The sequence below is a fragment of the Streptomyces sp. Go-475 genome (assembly GCF_003330845.1).
Classification (GTDB): Bacteria; Actinomycetota; Actinomycetes; order Streptomycetales; family Streptomycetaceae; genus Streptomyces.
The window spans coordinates 1,052,047-1,068,764 of record NZ_CP026121.1 but is presented as its reverse complement, the minus strand read 5'-3'; the positions used below and the strand labels follow the sequence as shown (position 1 = coordinate 1,068,764).

Below are 16,718 nucleotides of genomic sequence, written 5' to 3'. Positions count from 1 at the left end.
CAACCCTTCGTCAGCCGCCTGTGAAGGATGACCTGTCGGATTCGGGCTGGCGAAGTTGCCCGGCCGCTGACGCGGCTTCACCCCAAGGGCTGCTCGGACCCGGTCATGGCGTGACCGTCCCGGCGACCCGTCGTGCTTGGGTCCTCCACTCCTGCCGATCCACTTCTGTCGACCGGTCATCCGGGCGGCGGCAGGACTCGGCGTCCGCCCGGATCGCCCCGCCGCTGTGGCGGGGGCTTGTCGTCAGACAGGGATCTTGACTCATGCTTGACCCGAAATCCCAACGGAACCGGGGATTTGTGTTGTTACTCACCACTCACCCGTTCGGGTGGACACGTCTGTGTTCGAGCCACCGTCTACTGCTCCGCGGACCTCCGGACCAGGCATGGAATGTCCCATTCCGCCCCCTGGCTACGCGCGTTGCGCAACTGAGGGGGTCCAGAAAAAGGATCCCCGTCTACTCCGAACAGGGGTACGTCGTTCGGTCCGTTTCGACTCAGGCCCGGGGACGCTCCGTCGGCAGAACGGGCGCCCGGGCCGTCGGATCCGCGTCAACGGCCGTCCGAGCCGCGTCAGCTGACGGACTCGGGCGGCAGCGTGAGCCTGGCCGTGCGCCGCTCGCCGTCCAGCACCCGCAGGGCCCGGGCCAGCGTGCCGGCGTGCAGTTCCGTCTCGCCCCGCTGGTGCATCAGGGTCAACGCGTCGCGCAGCGCGGTCGCCTTGCCGACCAGGGCCTGGGCGGCGCGCAGCCCGCGGTAGGTGTCGCCGTGCAGCGCCGGGTTGATCCGGCCGAGCAGGTCGACGACGTCGAGGTAACGGTCGATCAGCTCCGCCTCGGCGCGCGTCAGCGCGGGCAGCGGCGGCAGTTCGGGCGGCAGCACCGGAGCCTCACCGCCCGGTCGGCGTGGCCAGGATGGCCTCGCGGTTGGGGAGGACCCGGTCCACCAGGCCGTATGCGACCGCCTCCTGGGCGGTGAGGATCTTGTCCCGCTCGATGTCCGCGCCGACCTGCTCCGGGGTGCGGCCCGTGTGCCGTGCGAGCAGCTCCTCCATGCGCGACCGGATGCGCGTCAACTCGTCGGCCTGGATCGCCAGATCGCTGGCCTGGCCGTGGACCGGTTCGGGCAGCGACGGCTGATGGATCACCAGACGCGCGCCGGGGAGCACGGATCGCTTGCCGGGCGTGCCCGCGGACAGCAGCACCGAGGCGGCCGCGCCGGCCTGGCCGAGGCAGATCGTCTCCACGTCGCAGGTGACGTAGCGCATCGTGTCGTAGATGGCCGTCATCGCGTGGAAGGAGCCGCCGGGGGAGTTGATGTAGAGCGCGATGTCGCGGTCCGGGGCCAGGTGTTCGAGGTACATGAACTGGGCCATCACGTCGTTCGCCGAGGTCTCGTCCACCGGCGTCCCGAGGAAGACGATCCGCCCCTCCAGCAGCTTGGAGTACGGATCCATCGTCCGGTGCCCGGACGACGTGCGTTCGGTGAACTCGGGCAGCACGTGACGGGCGGACGGTCGGGTCATGACGAACCCCTCCTAGCGGGCAGAGCCGTCTCCGGCGACGGCTGTCTCTGTAAAAAATGTACAGGACGTACGTGACGTTATGATGGGTGCATGGCCTACGAGATTCCGGTGACGCAAGCCAGGGCTGAACTCGCCGACCTGATCAACCGCGTGGTGTACGCCGGCGAGCGCGTCGTCGTCACCCGGCACGGCAAGCCCCTCGTCGCCCTCGTCTCGGCCGATGACCTGCGGCGACTCGAGGAACTCGCGGAGTCGGCGGAGCCCGCCGAGGAGCAGGTGATCAGCGCCGTCTCCACGGTCCGCGAGGTCGCGTCCGCTCCTCGCGAACAGCAGCGGTTCGGCATCGCGGCGGAGCACCGGAGGGCCGGCCCGGCCTGATCCGGACGAAAAAAGGCCGCGCACCCCCGTCCGCTACAGCGGGGGTGCGCGGCCGTTCCGTGCGGACCGGCGGCTCAGCCGACGGTCGCGAGGCTGGGCGTGTCGCCCGTGGGGGTGCCGCTCTCCTTCCGCGCCCTGAGCGAACCGCCGAGCAGTACGGCGCACAGGCCCAGCACCGCCCACCAGGTCAAGGTCAGGGCGGGACCGGTGGCCGCCGCGCCGTCGAAGTAGGCCACCGAGCGCAGCAGGGTCGTCCCCGCGCCGGGCGGCAGCCACTGGCCGATCGTGCCGACGGGCTCCGGCAGCATCTGCGGTGCCGACGACGCCCCGGAGAAGGGGTTGCCGAGCAGCATCACCGCGACCGCCGCGATCCCCGTGCCGGCGGTGCCGACCAGGGCGGCGAGTCCGGCGACGGCGCCGCTGACGGCCAGCGCCGACAGGCCGAGCACCGCCGCCTCGGCCCACCAGTCGCCCGTGAGCACCCCGAGCCAGCTGTCCGCGATCCCGGCGGTGACCACGCCCACCAGGGCGGACGCGCCGAGCAGCGCGGTCGCGGCCCGGACGCCGCGCAGTCCCAGCAGCGTGACCACGGCGCCGGCCGCGATGCCGGCCAGGGCGAGCGGCAGCACGGAGGCGGTCACCGCCGCGCCGCGCGGATCGCTCGCCGGGGCGGGTACGACGTCGACCGTCCTGACCTGTGTGCCCTCGGCGGAGGCCTGCCGGGCGACGGCCTGCTGGAGGAACTGTGCGACGGCCGGCCCCGCGGCGGACGCGGTGAGCAGCTCGGGGCCCTGGGGTGTGACCACCACCGCCCCGTACACGCTCCGGTCCTTGACGGCGTCCCGGGCGGCGGCCTCGTCGGCGTAGCGGTGGATCTCGAACGCGCCCTCGTGCTGCTCGAGTCCCTTCTCCACCTGGGCCGCCGCCGCGGGCGGTCCGGCGACGCCCAGCGGCAGGTCGCGAGGCGCGGTACGGGTGGCCGGCCAGGCGAAGGCCCACAGGGCCAGGGCCGCGAGGACGGGGACGAGCACGACGACCGCGATCACGCGGCGGGTGCTGGTGGAAGGCATGAGGGTCTCCTGTGGGCGAGCGGAACCGGAGCATTAAAAAGAAGGATCGTTCGTTTTGCTCTTCTCTCACCGTCCTCCGGCCGCCGGTCCTTGTCAAGAAGGAATATTCGTTTTACGTTGTGGACCATGGCCCGCGTGTCCCAGGAACACCTCGACGCCCGCCGCCGTCAGATCCTCGACGGCGCCGCGCTCTGCTTCGCCCGCAACGGCTTCCACGCCACGTCCATGCAGGACGTGCTGAAGGAGGTCGGTCTCTCCGCCGGTGCCGTCTACCGCTACTTCAGCGGCAAGGACGAACTGATCGGCGCGATCGTCGGCGAGGTGCTCGGCTCGGTCCGCGCCGCCTTCGAGGAGGCGCTGCGGCAGAGCCCGCCGCCGCCGCCGGACGAACTCGTCGCGACCGTCCTCGGCACGGTGCTGGCCTCCCGCGAGTCCCTGCGGATCGACGGCAGGCCCGCGTTCCCGAGCCTCGTCATCCAGGTGTGGCCGGAGACACTGCGCAACGAGGAACTGGCGGCCGTCCTGCGGGAGGGCTACGGCTCCGTCCGCGCGGCCTGGGCGAAGATCGTCGAGGACTACCAGCGGGCCGGGATGATGCGGCCGGACATCGAGCCGGACCATGTGGCCCGCACGATGATCGCCGCCGTGCTCGGGTTCATCGCCCAGCAGTCCCTCTTCGGCCCCGCCCCGGTCGAGGTCCTCCGGGACGGTCTGCGGGCCCTGACGAGCATGCGCGACGACCGCGCCCCGGCCGATGGACCACCGCTCGGTTAACGTGCCCGAAACGCGGTCCAACTAGCCTGCCGCTCCACGCCACCTGGCACTTTGCCCCGTGGCCGCGGCACCCGGACCCCGCACGGTCCGGAGCGAGGACTGTGAGGTGGGACGTGCAACTGACCCCGCACGAGCAAGAGCGACTGCTGATCCATGTGGCGGCGGACGTGGCCGAGAAGCGCCGCGCCCGCGGGCTCAGGCTCAACCACCCCGAGGCGGTCGCCCTCATCACGTCGCACATCCTCGAAGGCGCCCGGGACGGCCGGACCGTCGCCGAACTGATGGCCTCCGGGCGCACGCTGCTCACCCGGGACGACGTCATGGAGGGCGTCCCCGAGATGATCCACGACGTCCAGGTCGAGGCCACCTTCCCGGACGGCACCAAGCTCGTCACCGTCCACGAGCCGATCGTCTGAGAGGGGCCCGAGCATGATTCCCGGAGAGATCCTCTTCGCCGACGGCCCGATTGCCTACAACGAGGGCCGCGACGTCACCCGGCTCACCGTCCTCAACGTCGCCGACCGGCCCGTCCAGGTCGGCTCCCACTACCACTTCGCCGAGGCCAACCCCGGTCTGGAGTTCGACCGCGCCGCCGCGCGCGGCAAGCGGCTGAACGTCGCCGCCGGCACGGCCGTGCGCTTCGAGCCCGGGATCCCCGTCGACGTCGAACTCGTTCCGCTCAGCGGCGCCCGGATCGTGCCCGGCCTGCGCGGGGAGACCGGAGGTGCCCTCGATGCCTGAGATCTCGCGTGCCGCGTACGCCGACCTGTTCGGCCCGACCACCGGCGACCGGATCCGGCTCGCCGACACCGACCTGCTCGTCGAGATCGAGGAGGATCGTTCCGGCGGACCCGGACGCTCCGGCGACGAGGCCGTGTTCGGCGGCGGCAAGGTCATCCGCGAGTCCATGGGCCAGGCGCGCGCCACGCGTGCCGAGGGCACCCCGGACACCGTCATCACCGGCGCGGTGATCATCGACCACTGGGGCATCGTCAAGGCCGACGTCGGCATCCGCGACGGCCGGATCACCGGCATCGGCAAGGCCGGCAACCCCGACACCATGGACGGCGTCCACCCGGACCTGGTCATCGGCCCGGAGACCGAGATCATCGCCGGCAACGGGCGGATCCTCACGGCGGGCGCGATCGACGCGCACGTCCACTTCATCTGCCCGCAGATCGCCGACGAGGCGCTGTCCTCGGGCATCACGACCCTGGTCGGCGGCGGCACCGGCCCGGCCGAGGGCTCCAAGGCCACCACCGTGACCCCCGGCCCCTGGCACCTGGCCCGGATGCTGGAGGCCATGGAGGCCTACCCGCTCAACATCGGCTTCCTCGGCAAGGGCAACACCGTCTCCCACGAGGCGATGCTGTCGCAGATCCGCGGCGGCGCGCTCGGCCTGAAGCTGCACGAGGACTGGGGCTCCACCCCGGCCGTCATCGACGCCTCCCTGACCGTCGCCGAGCGGACGGGCATCCAGGTCGCCATCCACACCGACACCCTGAACGAGGCCGGGTTCGTCGGCGACACGCTCGCCGCGATCGCGGGGCGGGGCATCCACGCGTACCACACCGAGGGCGCGGGCGGCGGACACGCGCCGGACATCATGACCGTGGTCTCCGAGTCGTACGTGCTGCCCAGCTCCACCAACCCGACCCGGCCGTTCACCGTCAACACCGCCGAGGAACACCTCGACATGCTGATGGTGTGCCACCACCTCAACCCGGCCGTGCCGGAGGACCTGGCCTTCGCCGAGTCCCGGATCCGGCCGTCCACCATCGGCGCCGAGGACGTGCTGCACGACCTCGGCGCGATCTCGATCATCTCCTCCGACTCCCAGGCCATGGGACGCGTGGGCGAGGTCGTCATGCGGACCTGGCAGACCGCGCACGTGATGAAACGGCGGCGCGGCGCGCTGCCCGGGGACGGACGGGCCGACAACCACCGGGTCCGCCGCTACGTCGCCAAGTACACGATCAACCCCGCCCTCGCCCAGGGCCTGGCCCGTGAGATCGGGTCGGTGGAGAGCGGCAAGCTGGCCGACCTGGTCCTGTGGGAGCCGGCGTTCTTCGGCGTCAAGCCGCAGCTCGTCATCAAGGGCGGGCAGATCGCGTACGCGCAGATGGGCGACGCCAACGCCTCCATCCCGACCCCGCAGCCGGTCCTGCCCCGGCCGATGTACGGGGCGATCGGCCGGGCCCCGGCCGCGAACTCCGTCAACTTCGTCGCCCCGCTCGCCATCGAGGACGGGCTGCCGGAGCGGCTGGGCCTCGGCAAGCGGTTCACGGCGATCGAGTCGACGCGCGGTGTCACCAAGGCCGACATGCGGGAGAACGACGCGCGGCCCGAGGTACGGGTCGATCCCGACAGCTTCGCCGTGCACATCGACGGGGAACTGGTCGAGGCGTCACCGGCGGCCGAGCTGCCCATGGCGCAGCGGTACTTCCTCTTCTGAAGGCGGGGTTGCGATGTCGCGCGCGGCGCTTCTCGTCCTGGCCGACGGCCGCTTCCCCGCCGGCGGTCACGCGCACTCCGGCGGGGCCGAGGCGGCGGTCAGGGCCGGGCGGATCAGCGGGGCGGCGAGCCTCGCGGACTTCTGCCGGGGACGGCTGCACACCTCGGGGCTGGTGGCCGCGGCCCTGTCGGCGGCCGCGGCGCTCGGGATCGACCCCGTCGCGCTGGACCGCGCCGCGGACGCCCGTACGCCGTCGCCCGCGCTGCGGCTCGCCGCGCGCAAGCTGGGGCGGCAGCTGATCCGGGCCGCCCGGACGACCTGGCCGTCCGCCGAGCTGGACGCCCTGGGCCGGGAGTTCCCCAAGGGCGCCCACCAGCCGGTGGTGCTCGGGCTGGCGGCCCGGGCGGCGGGCCTGGGGCCGGTCGACGCGGCGTACTGCGCGGCGTACGAGAGCGTCAGCGGACCGGCCACGGCGACCGTGCGGTTGCTGAGCTTGGACCCCTTCGACGCGACGGGCGTCCTGGCCCGGCTGGCGCCGGAGGTGGACCGGGTCGCGGACCGGGCGGTGGAGGCGGCGCGCCGGGTCGTCGACGAAGGAGTCGACGCCCTGCCGGCGGGATCGGCGCCCCTGCTGGAGATCGGGGCGGAGGCGCACGCGGGGTGGCCGGTGCGGCTCTTCGCCTCCTAGGCGTCGCGACGCCGCGGAGATCCATCAGAAGGGCCCTAGGCGTCGCGGGGCAGGCGGGACTTCGCGGACACCCCCTGGCCGGCGGCCCGTCACCCGCCGCGTCGAATCAGTCGGACAAGAACGTAGGAGCCGTACATGCACCTCGACCACAGCCACAGCCATGACGGACCGGCCGCCGTCGGTGCCGACGCGCACCGCCCCGACGGCGGCCGCCGCGCCCTGCGCATCGGCCTCGGCGGGCCCGTGGGGTCCGGGAAGACCGCGACCGTCGCAGCGCTCTGCCGGGCGCTGCGGGACGAGCTGTCCCTCGCCGTCGTCACCAACGACATCTACACCCGGGAGGACGCCGAGTTCCTGCTGCGGGAAGCCGTGCTGCCGCCCGAGCGGATCACCGCCGTGGAGACGGGAGCCTGCCCGCACACCGCGATCCGGGACGACATCTCCGCCAACCTGGAAGCCGTGGAGGACCTGGAGGACGCCGTCGGGCCGCTGGACCTGGTGCTCGTGGAGTCCGGCGGGGACAACCTGACCGCGACCTTCTCCAAGGGGCTCGTCGACGCGCAGATCTTCGTGATCGACGTGGCCGGGGGCGATGACATCCCCCGCAAGGGCGGACCGGGCGTGACCACCGCCGACCTGCTCGTCGTCAACAAGACCGACCTCGCCCCGTACGTCGGCTCCGACCTGGCCCGCATGGCCGCCGACGCCAAGGCGCAGCGGGCGGAACTGCCGGTCGTCTTCCAGTCGCTGCGCAGCGAGGCCGGGGTGGCCGACGTCGCCGCGTGGGTGCGCGCGCAGCTCGCCGCCTGGGCGGCATGAGCGTGAGCGGCTCCGCCGGGGTGCGGTCCGTCGCGAGGATCCTGGCCCGGGACGACGGACGGGGCGGGACCTGCTTGCCCGTGCTGGAGAGCGACGGGCCCCTGGCGCTGCGGCGCACCCGGGCCGGCGGCAGCGAGGCGCGGGTCATGCTGGTCGGCGCGATGAGCGGACCGCTGGGCGGTGACCACTTCACCGTGGAGGCCCGGGCGGAGGAGGGCGCGCGGCTGTCCGTCGGATCGGCCGCCGCCACCATCGCGCTGCCCGGGCAGGCGAAGGGCGAGGCGCGCTACGACGTCCGGCTCGACGTCGCCGGAGGAGCCGAACTGCACTGGCTGCCCGAGCAGTTGATCTCCGCGCAGGGCAGCGACCTGTACGTCACGACCCGTGCCGAACTCGCCGCCACGGGCCGCCTGGTCCTGCGCGAGGAGCAGGTGCTCGGGCGATCCGGCGAGACCCCGGGGCGGCTGACGAGCCGGTTGACCGTGCGGGTCGCCGGCCGGGTGGTGCTCGACCAGGAACTGGCGTGCGGTCCCGGCGCGCCGGGCGGCTGGGACGGCCCCGCCGTGCTCGCGGGACACCGCGCGGTGGGACAGCTCGTCGTCGTACGGCCCGAGTTCGCCGCCGAACCGGTGCCGGCCCGGTCTTTGGGCGAGGGGGCCTGTCTCGTGCCGCTCGCCGGGCCCGCCGCGTTGGTGACCGCCGTGGCGCCGGACGCCCTGCGGTTGCGGCGGCTGCTCGACGAGGCCCTGGCCTCCCTCGCCTGACCGTCCGCAGAAGAGACGCGGTTCTCCGTTTATCGGATTGGCAAAGAAGGTCACCGCCCCCTGTTCTCAAGCATCTCCCAGCCGAGAGGATCCCCCGTACTGATCGCAACTTCGTACGGGGAGGTCCCACTTGAGGGGTACGAGACCGAAGAGGCGGGTGGCGGCGCTCGGTTCGGCCGGCGCGCTCGTCACGGCCACGCTGATAGCCGGCGCCGTCGCGGCGCCCACGGCGAACGCGAGCGCGGGCAGCGGCCCCGGCCAGGACCGTGAGGCCCGGGGCGCCGCCATCGCCGCCGACCGGGCCGCGAAGGCCGGCATCGACTGGCAGGACTGCCCCGCCGACTGGAACCTGGCCAAGCCGATCCAGTGCGGGTACGTCACCGTGCCGCTCGACTACGCCAAGCCGTACGGCAAGCAGATCAAGCTCGCCGTCGACCGCATCGGCAACACGGGCACGAAGGCCGAGCGGCAGGGCGCGCTCATCTACAACCCCGGCGGCCCCGGCGGCTCCGGACTGCGCTTCCCGACCCGGGTCACCGGCAAGAACCCTGTCTGGGCCAACACGGCCAAGGCGTACGACTTCGTGGGCTTCGACCCGCGCGGCGTCGGCAAGTCCACACCCATCTCCTGCGTCGACCCGCAGGAGTTCGTCAAGGCGCCCAAGATGGACCCGGTGCCCGACTCCGAGGCCGACAAGCTCGCCCAGCGCAAGCTGGCCCGCGAGTACGCCGACGGCTGCTACGAGCGCAGCGGCTGGATGCTGCCGCACATGACCACGCCGAACACCGCGCGCGACCTCGACGTCATCCGCGCCGCCCTCGGCGAGAAGAAGCTCAACTACCTCGGCGTCTCCTACGGCACCTACCTCGGCGCCGTCTACGGCACCCTCTTCCCCGGCCACGTGCGCCGCATGGTCGTCGACAGCGTCGTCAACCCGTCCCGGGAGAAGATCTGGTACCAGGCCAACCTGGACCAGGACGTCGCCTTCGAGGGCCGGTGGAAGGACTGGCAGGACTGGGTCGCCAAGAACGACGCGACCTACCACCTCGGTGACACCCGTGCCGAGGTCCAGCAGCAGTGGCTGAAGCTGCGCGCCACCGCGAAGAAGAACCCGATCGGCGGGGTCGTCGGCCCGGCCGAGCTGATCTCCTTCTTCCAGGGCGCCCCGTACTACGACTCCCGGTGGGCCCCGGTCGCCTCGGTCTTCAGCAAGTACGTCGCCGGGGACACCCAGGCGCTGATCGACGCCGCCGCCCCCCACCCGTCGGACACCGCGGGCAACGCCGCCTCGGAGAACGGCAACGCCGTGTACACGGCCGTGGAGTGCGCCGACGCCAAGTGGCCCACCAGCTGGCAGCGCTGGGACCGCGACAACACGCGGCTGCACCGGGACCACCCGTTCCTGACCTGGGCCAACGCGTGGATGAACCTCCCCTGCGCCACCTGGCCGGTCAAGCAGCGGACGCCGTTGGACGTGAAGACCGGCAAGGGCCTGCCGCCGGTGCTGATCGTGCAGTCCGAGCGGGACGCGGCCACCCCGTACGAGGGTGCCGTCGAACTGCACAAGCGGTTCAAGGGCTCCCGCCTGATCACCGAGAAGGACGCGGGCTCCCACGGCGTCACCGGCCTGGTCAACCCGTGCGTCAACAACCGGGTGGACAGCTACCTGCTCACCGGCAAGCTCGACGGCGCGGACGTGACGTGCGCGCCGCACGCCACGCCGAAGCCGTAGCGGCCGACCGTACGGCGGGAAGGGGCGGCCGGAGCACCGGCCGCCCCTTCCTCATGCCTCCCGGGCCGCGAACCAGGCGTCCTCCGCCGCGTAGTCGAAGAGGTCCGGGTAGATCCGCGCGAGGGTGGGGAACGCCTCCCGCCAGTCCTGTCCGGAGAGCCGGCGGGTGAGCCAGTCGACCGTCTCCGGCAGGCTGTCGGTGTAGGACACGACCGGCCGGTAGCCCAACTCCCGCTCGGCCGCGGACATGTCGCACACCACGGGCAGGGGCGTCGACCAGGGCGAACGGCCCACGGACGGCGCCGGCTCCGGCCCGTCCAGCAGGACGGTCTCCGTCTCCACGCCCATGACCGCGTCGATCGCCGCCCCGATCTCCGACACCGTCGGCGGGTGCGGATCGCAGGCGTTGAGCGCGCGCGAGCCCGGACGGGCCGCCGCCAGCCGGATCAGTTCGGCGATGTTGCGGGCGGCCGCCGGGTGGAACCGGCTCTCGCCCCGGTGGGCGAGCACGCGCCTGCGCCGGCCGTCGAGGTTCCGCTTCACGAAGTACAGCTCGCGGGGGAGCGGGCTGCGGGGACCGTGGACCGCGCCCGCGCGCAGCAGCGTGGTGGGCAACCGGTCGCCCACCGCGAGGAGTTCCCGCTCCAGGGCGGCCTTGCCGGTGCTGTACGTGGCGTCCCCCGGCGGGACCGTCGGCTGGTCCTCCCCGATCGGAACGGGATACTCCGGGAAGCCGTCCGGCTCGTCCATCGTGTCGAAGCCCCGGCCCTTGCCGTCCTCGTAGACCGACACCGTGGACACGACCACGGCCGAGCCGATCCGGTCGGCCAGGCGCGTCAACTGCCGGGCGTGCCGGGCCCCGTAGGCGACGACGTCGACCACGAGAGCACAGCCGTCGCCGATCAGCGCGGCCAGCGCCGCGTCGTCCTCGCGGTCCAGCCGCTCCGCCCGCACCCCCGCGGGCCAGTCCTCGTCCCGGCCGCCGCCGCGTGAGGCGGCCGTCACCTCCCAGCCGTCCCGCGCCAGCGCCGCCACCGCCGGCCGCCCGATCTGCCCGTTGGCCCCGATCACCACAGCACGTCTCATGCCGTGACCGTAGAGCGCGGGGCGTGCCGGGGCCCGGGGTTCTGCCGACAGCAGACCTCAACTGAGGGGCATGCGAGGGAACTTACGCTCCTTCGCGGCGGCGGCCTCCTCGGCCTTCACGACGGCCGCGTACTGGTCGACGTACTCCTGCTCGGACAGCGAGAGGATCGCGTACATGATCTCGTCGGTGATGGCGCGCAGGATGGCCTTCTCGTTCTCCATGCCCTCGTACCGGGAGAAGTCGAGGGGCTCGCCGAAGCGGATCACCACGGGGTGGATGTTGGGGATGACCTTGCCGGGCGGCTGGGCCTCGAAGGTGCCGATCATGGCGCAGGGCACCACCGGGACGCCCGCCTTCAGGGCCATCACCGCGACACCGACCTTGCCCTTGTAGAGCCGGCCGTCGTGCGAGCGCGTGCCCTCGGGGTAGATGCCGAGCAACTCGCCCTTGCTCAGCACGCCGAGGCCCTCGCGGATCGCGGCCTGGCCCGCGTCCTTGCCGGAGCGGTCGACCGGGATCTGCCCCGCGCTGCGGAAGAACGACGCCGTCAGCCGGCCCTTGATGCCCGGTCCCGTGAAGTACTCGGCCTTCGCGAGGAAGGTGATGCGCCGCTTGAGGACCGCGGGCATCAGGAAGTGGTCCGAGAACGACAGGTGATTGCCGGCGATGATGGCGGCGCCCTCCGACGGCACGTGCTCCAGGCCCTCTATTCGAGGCCGGAAGACCAGTCTGAGCAGCGGGCCCAGCAGCACGTATTTCAGCAGGTAGTAGAACAAAGCGGGCGCTCCTCGACTCTCGCGGTGGACTCAACCGCCGCGTTCCAGCAGGTCAACCGGCATGTCGTGGGGTGTCAGTGTAGGTGCAGGGGCAGCCGCCGGGCACCTCGTGCGCCGGTACCGCACAGATCCTTTGCCGTTTGACTGACGGTCAGTCAGGTGGGTGCGTGCGGTGGTGCTCCTGCGCCTTGGGGAGGGCAGTGGGGCCGGTGTGCTGCTCCGGACGGGTGACCAGCGGGCCGGGGCCCCGCCGAGTACCCTGCGACCTATGCGGATCTCTGTTTCCTCGGACATGGACGAGCCCGTCGCCCGCTCCCTCGTGGCCGCGCTGCGCGACCGGGGACACGAGGTGCGCCCGCACGGCGCGCTGCGCCCCGGGGACGACCCGCAGTGGGCGGTCTGCTCCGAGGCCGCGGCCCGCGAGGTCGCCGACGGGACGGCCGACCAGGCCGTGGTGTGCTGCTGGACGGGCACGGGCGCGTCGATCGCCGCCAACAAGGTGCCCGGCGTACGGGCGGCGCTGTGCACGGACGCCTACACCGCCGACGGGGCCCGCCGCTGGAACGACGCCAACGTGCTGGCGCTCAGCCTGCGGCTGACGTCGGAGCCGCTGCTGAAGGAGATCCTCGACGCGTGGTTCGGGGCCGAGCCCAGCGCGGACGCCGAGGACCGGCAGAACGTGGACCGCGTCCGGCTGCTCGACCACGGCAGGACCCCTAGGTAGGGCCGGACGACGGGCCCGGGGTCACAGCCGCACGATGATGAGCGCCGTGTCGTCGGTGGCGCCGCCGGGCGGCAGCAGCTCCAGCAGGACGGTGTCGGCGAGGGCCTCCGGGTCCTGGTCGCGGTGGTCGCGCAGGGCGTCGGCGAGCCGGGCCAGGCCCACGTCGATGTCCTCGCGGCGCCGCTCGACCAGGCCGTCGGTGTAGAGCACCAGCGTGGCGCCCGGTGTGAACGTGGTGTCCGCCTGGGGCCTGGGAATCGGGTCGGGGCGAGCGTCGAGCGGTGTGTCGGTGGCCCGGTCGAGGAACTCGGTGCGGCCGTCGGGGTGGACCAGGACCGGCGGGAGATGGCCGGCGCTGCTGTAGCTGACGGTGTTCCGGTCGAAGTCGATGAACGTCGTCACCGCGGTCGCCGACTCGGCCCCGTCGACCACGTTCGCGTACCGCCCCAGCACGTCCAGGGCCTGCGCCGGGCCCTCCGCGACCCGGGAGGCCGCGCTGAGCGCGCTGCGCAGCTGGCCCATGACCCCGGCGGCCGCCAGCCCGTGCCCGACCACGTCGCCCACGGACACGCCGACCCGGTTGCCGCCCACCAGGTCGACGAGGTCGTACCAGTCCCCGCACACGTTGAGTGCGCCCACTGCCGGCCGGTAGCGGACGGCGGCCCGGTGGTGGTGGCGGACCTGGCGGCCGGCCGGCAGCATCGCCTCCTGCAGGGCCAGCGCCACCTCCCGCTCCCGGGAGTGCGCGAGGCGCAGCCGCTCGTTCAGCTCCTGCAGCTCCCGGGCGCGGGTGTACAGCTCGGCCTCCAGCACCCGCGCGCGGCTGTTCCGGCCCGCCCGGCTCCCGCCCGAGCGGCCCCGGGCCCGGATCAGCTCCGTGACCTCCTCGACGCGGTGCACGATCAGCACCACCTTCCCGTCGGGGCCGAGCAGCGGCGCGTTCACCGGGCTCCAGTAGCGCTCCTCCCACTCCCCGGGGCGCTCGGGATCCTCGACGTCGTAGCGCTGGAGGGCCATGGTGTCGCGCTCCCCGGTGGCCAGGACGCGGTACAGCGAGGCCTCCAGGTTGCGCACGCCCGTAGCGGCCGGGTCGTTGGGGTTGTCCGGGAAGACGTCGAACAGATAGCGGCCGACCAGCTGCTCGCGGGGCCGGCCGGAGACGCGGACGAACTCCTCGTTGACGTCCGCGTACACGAGCTCGGGCGTCAGCAGCGCCACCATGCCGGGCAGGGCCTGGAACACCGCCGCGTAGTCGATCGCCGTATCCGCCATGGCTGCCGCCTCACCGCTGCCGGGATCACACCAGTTTCCCACGGTATGTGCGAAGCGGGACCCGGTATCACTCCAGGAGATCCGTCAGGGACTGCTCGGCCCAGATGATCTTCCCCTCGGGGATGAACCGCGTGCCCCACCGCTGGGTGAGCTGGGAGACCAGCAGCAGTCCGCGCCCGCCCTCGTCCGTCGTGCGGGGGTGGCGCAGATGGGGGGCGGTGGCGCCGCCGTCGAAGACCTCGCAGACCAGGGCCCGCTCGCGGATCAGCCGGAGCCGGATGGGCCCGTCCGAGTACCGGATGGCGTTGGTGACCAGCTCGCTCACCACCAGTTCCGTGGTGAAGACCAGCTCCTGTAGGCCCCAGCGCGAAAGCTGCCGGGTGGCCGTGCGGCGGGCCTCGGCGACGACGGCCGGGTCGCAGGGCAGGTCCCAGGCCGCGACCTGGTCGGCGCCGAGACGTTTCGTCCGGGCCATCAGCAGCGCCACGTCGTCGTACGGGCGCGCCGGGACCAGCGCGTCGACCACGGCCCTGCAGTGCGAGTCGAGCGGCCCCGCCCGCTCCAGCGCCCTGCGCAGCCGCTCCCGGCCCGCGTCGACCGCCCAGGTCTCGCCACGGGCCAGCAGCCCGTCGGTGTGCAGCGCCAGCGTGCTGCCCTCGGCCAGGGACAGCTCGACCGCCTCGAAAGGCGGGCCGCCCACGCCGAGCGGCGGCCCCTGCGGGAGATCGACGAACGAGACCGAACCGTCCGGCAGGACCACGGCCGGCGCGGGGTGGCCCGCGGCGGCCATCGCACACCGGCCGTCGACGGGGTCGTAGACGACGTACAGGCACCCGGAGCCCACGGACTGCCCGCTGCCGGTGCCCGCTGCGCCCGGCTCGACGCCCTGCTCCCGCGCCGACCGCGCCACCAGGTCGTCGAGGTGGGCCAGCACCTCCTCGGGCGTCAGGTCCAGCGCGGCCAGCGTCCGCACGGCGGTCCGCAGCTGACCCATGGCCGCGGCGGCGTCGATGCCGTGCCCGGGGACCTCGCCCACGACGAGCGCCACGCGCGCCCCGGACAGCGGGATGAGGTCGTACCAGTCGCCGCCCAGGCCGGTCAGCTCGTCCGCCGGCCGGTAGCACGCGGCCACCTCGACGGCGTCCTGCTCGGGCAGCCGGTGGGGGAGCAGACTGCGCTGCAGGACGAGCGCGGCGTCGCGCTCGCGCGTGTAGCGGCGGGCGTTGTCCACGCAGACGGCCGCGCGGGCGACGAGGTCCTCGGCCAGGCGCAGGTCCTCCTCGTCGAAGGGCTCCCGGCGGTCGCGCCGGAAGAAGGAGGTGACGCCCAGGGTGGTCCCACGGGACCTGATCGGCACGGTCATCGCACTCTGCGGGCCCGGCTCCAGGAAGGCGGCCCGCCGGTCGCCCGGGACGTCCTCGGCCCACTCCCGGGCAGGCGGATCGAGCCGCTCCGCACGCCAGGACCGTCCCGTGGCCAGGGAGCGGGCCGGGGGCGACCCGGCCAGGTAGGCCACGGCGTCGCCGATCCCGACGGCCGTCTCCGGCAGGCCGTCCTCCGTCGAACGGTGTCCGGCCCGGCGCAGTGCCGGCGCTTCCGTGTCCGCGAACGGACCCGGGGCCGGCTCGGCCCCGCGCAGCACCGCCTCCAGCAGGTCCACGGTGACGAAGTCGGCCAGTCCCGGCACGGCCACGTCCGCCAGTTCCTGCGCGGTGCGCACCAGGTCCAGGCTGCGGCCGATGCTCTGCCCCGCCCGGTCGAGCAGCGCCAGCCGCTGCCGGGCGCGGTGCCGCTCGGTCATGTCGACGACCGTGTAGTACACGCCTATCGGGCGGCCCCGGTCGTCCTCGAGCCGGGTGAAGGACAGCATGTGCGCGGTCTCGCGCAGCGGCGCCGACCGGATCTGGCCCACGTGCTCGTACCCGACCACGGCCTCGCCGGTCTCCAGCACGTGCCGCATCTGCGCCTCGACCGCCTGGGCGTCCATGCCGGGCTGCACGTCCGCGAAGCGCAGGCCCAGCCGGCGCGGTGCCGGTCCGCCGCCGAACTGCTCCAGGGCGGTGTTCGACCACACGAAACGCAGGTCCGTGTCCACGATCGCGATCCCGACCGGGGCGTCGGACACCATCCGCTCCAGCACCGTGCGGCTCATGTCCCAGCCGGGCGCGTCGGCCAGCTCCGACAGCAGCACCAGCCAGCGCGAGCCGCCGTGGGCCTCGTCGGCCGAGGTGATCCGGGCCATGACCCGTACCGGCTGCCCGTCCCTGCGGCGGGCCGTCAGCAGCCCCGTCCAGCCGCCGTCCCTGCGGCACCGCTCGACCAGGTCCGGCACGCGCTGCGCGTCCTCGGCGGTCAGCAGGTCGGCCAGCTTCCTGCCGACCGCCTCGGACGCCGGGTACGCCAGCAGCCGCCGGGCGGCGCCGGTCCAGCCCGTCACCACGCCCTGCGGATCGAGCAACAGGGGCGCGGCGTCGGCCACGTCGAACCGCTGCCGGCCAACGCCGTACTCCTCGTGTGCGCCCACGGCCGACCTCTCTGTCGCTGAGAGTGGTCTACCACCTCTTGCACCAATCTTCACCCTTCCCGCAGGAGCGGGCGGCCTGGACGGGGCCGGTCGGGCGGCTGCGGGAGGGGCGGCTGGGCCGGCTGCGCGGA

The 16,718-nt window shown here is 73.2% G+C and carries 17 protein-coding genes and 1 riboswitch; of the genes, 10 read left to right on the top strand and 7 right to left on the bottom strand.

Translation table 11 applies throughout. From position 1 onward, the window contains the following. Positions 1-213, bottom strand: a riboswitch (cyclic di-AMP (ydaO/yuaA leader). Positions 214-572: 359 nt separating this feature from the next. Together C1703_RS04785 and C1703_RS04780 are read right to left on the bottom strand one after the other, a co-directional pair. Continuing rightward, complete coding sequence (locus C1703_RS04785; protein ID WP_031114994.1) at positions 573-881, bottom strand: hypothetical protein; 309 nt, start codon at positions 879-881, stop codon at positions 573-575. A 7-nt stretch (positions 882-888) separates the two neighbouring features. Then, a complete protein-coding gene (locus tag C1703_RS04780) occupies positions 889-1,524 on the bottom strand; it encodes an ATP-dependent Clp protease proteolytic subunit (RefSeq protein ID WP_114250699.1) in 636 nt (211 codons plus the stop codon). A gap of 90 nt (positions 1,525-1,614) precedes the next feature. On the opposite strand from C1703_RS04780, the gene C1703_RS04775 reads away from it, so the two are divergent. Continuing rightward, positions 1,615-1,902, top strand: coding sequence for a type II toxin-antitoxin system Phd/YefM family antitoxin (locus C1703_RS04775; protein ID WP_114250698.1), 288 nt, complete (start codon positions 1,615-1,617; stop codon positions 1,900-1,902). Between the two features lie 74 nt (positions 1,903-1,976). On the opposite strand, the gene C1703_RS04770 is transcribed toward C1703_RS04775, so the two are convergent. Continuing rightward, positions 1,977-2,972 carry an ABC transporter permease gene (locus tag C1703_RS04770; protein WP_114250697.1) on the bottom strand — a complete coding sequence of 332 codons (996 nt, stop codon included), beginning with the start codon at positions 2,970-2,972 and terminating at the stop codon, positions 1,977-1,979. A gap of 126 nt (positions 2,973-3,098) precedes the next feature. Here C1703_RS04770 and C1703_RS04765 point away from each other — a divergent pair, with 126 nt between their 5' ends. The 8 genes from C1703_RS04765 (at position 3,099) to C1703_RS04730 (ending at position 10,204) form a co-directional block, all read left to right on the top strand. Continuing rightward, complete coding sequence (locus tag C1703_RS04765; RefSeq protein WP_114250696.1) at positions 3,099-3,746, top strand: TetR/AcrR family transcriptional regulator; 648 nt, start codon at positions 3,099-3,101, stop codon at positions 3,744-3,746. Positions 3,747-3,859: 113 nt separating this feature from the next. Next, positions 3,860-4,162, top strand: coding sequence for an urease subunit gamma (locus C1703_RS04760; protein WP_114257300.1), 303 nt, complete (start codon positions 3,860-3,862; stop codon positions 4,160-4,162). 13 nt (positions 4,163-4,175) lie between these two features. Further along, entirely contained in the window at positions 4,176-4,487 is a 312-nt protein-coding gene (locus C1703_RS04755) for an urease subunit beta (RefSeq protein ID WP_114250695.1), read from the top strand. Continuing rightward, on the top strand, positions 4,480-6,201 hold the full coding sequence (locus C1703_RS04750; protein ID WP_114250694.1) for an urease subunit alpha: 1,722 nt from the start codon (positions 4,480-4,482) through the stop codon (positions 6,199-6,201). The genes C1703_RS04755 and C1703_RS04750 overlap by 8 nt, the downstream gene beginning before the upstream one ends. 13 nt (positions 6,202-6,214) lie before the next feature. Beyond that, the gene (locus C1703_RS04745) at positions 6,215-6,889 is read left to right on the top strand and encodes an urease accessory UreF family protein (protein ID WP_114250693.1); all 675 of its coding nucleotides are present in this window, start codon (positions 6,215-6,217) and stop codon (positions 6,887-6,889) included. 135 nt (positions 6,890-7,024) lie between these two features. Continuing rightward, positions 7,025-7,708, top strand: a complete 684-nt coding sequence (gene ureG, locus C1703_RS04740; RefSeq protein ID WP_114250692.1) for an urease accessory protein UreG — start codon at positions 7,025-7,027, stop codon at positions 7,706-7,708. Then, positions 7,705-8,472 (top strand): urease accessory protein UreD, encoded by a 768-nt coding sequence (locus tag C1703_RS04735; protein WP_114257299.1) that lies wholly within the window; start codon positions 7,705-7,707, stop codon positions 8,470-8,472. The genes ureG and C1703_RS04735 overlap by 4 nt, the downstream gene beginning before the upstream one ends. 130 nt (positions 8,473-8,602) lie before the next feature. Further along, positions 8,603-10,204, top strand: a complete 1,602-nt coding sequence (locus tag C1703_RS04730; protein WP_114250691.1) for an alpha/beta hydrolase — start codon at positions 8,603-8,605, stop codon at positions 10,202-10,204. A gap of 51 nt (positions 10,205-10,255) precedes the next feature. On the opposite strand, the gene C1703_RS04725 is transcribed toward C1703_RS04730, so the two are convergent. Both C1703_RS04725 and C1703_RS04720 read right to left on the bottom strand, forming a co-directional pair. Beyond that, the gene (locus tag C1703_RS04725; RefSeq protein ID WP_198678090.1) at positions 10,256-11,290 is read right to left on the bottom strand and encodes an NAD-dependent epimerase/dehydratase family protein; all 1,035 of its coding nucleotides are present in this window, start codon (positions 11,288-11,290) and stop codon (positions 10,256-10,258) included. 57 nt (positions 11,291-11,347) lie between these two features. Then, entirely contained in the window at positions 11,348-12,067 is a 720-nt protein-coding gene (locus tag C1703_RS04720) for a lysophospholipid acyltransferase family protein (RefSeq protein WP_114250689.1), read from the bottom strand. A gap of 268 nt (positions 12,068-12,335) precedes the next feature. Between C1703_RS04720 and C1703_RS04715 the strand changes: the two genes are divergently transcribed. Then, positions 12,336-12,791: an RpiB/LacA/LacB family sugar-phosphate isomerase gene (locus tag C1703_RS04715; protein ID WP_114250688.1), complete on the top strand. Its 456-nt coding sequence runs from the start codon at positions 12,336-12,338 to the stop codon at positions 12,789-12,791. 21 nt (positions 12,792-12,812) lie between these two features. Here the strand turns inward: C1703_RS04715 and C1703_RS04710 are convergent, their stop codons facing one another. After that, positions 12,813-14,063: a SpoIIE family protein phosphatase gene (locus C1703_RS04710; RefSeq protein WP_114250687.1), complete on the bottom strand. Its 1,251-nt coding sequence runs from the start codon at positions 14,061-14,063 to the stop codon at positions 12,813-12,815. A 67-nt stretch (positions 14,064-14,130) separates the two neighbouring features. Beyond that, positions 14,131-16,587, bottom strand: coding sequence for a SpoIIE family protein phosphatase (locus C1703_RS04705; RefSeq protein WP_114250686.1), 2,457 nt, complete (start codon positions 16,585-16,587; stop codon positions 14,131-14,133). Between the last annotated feature and the right edge of the window lie 131 nt (positions 16,588-16,718).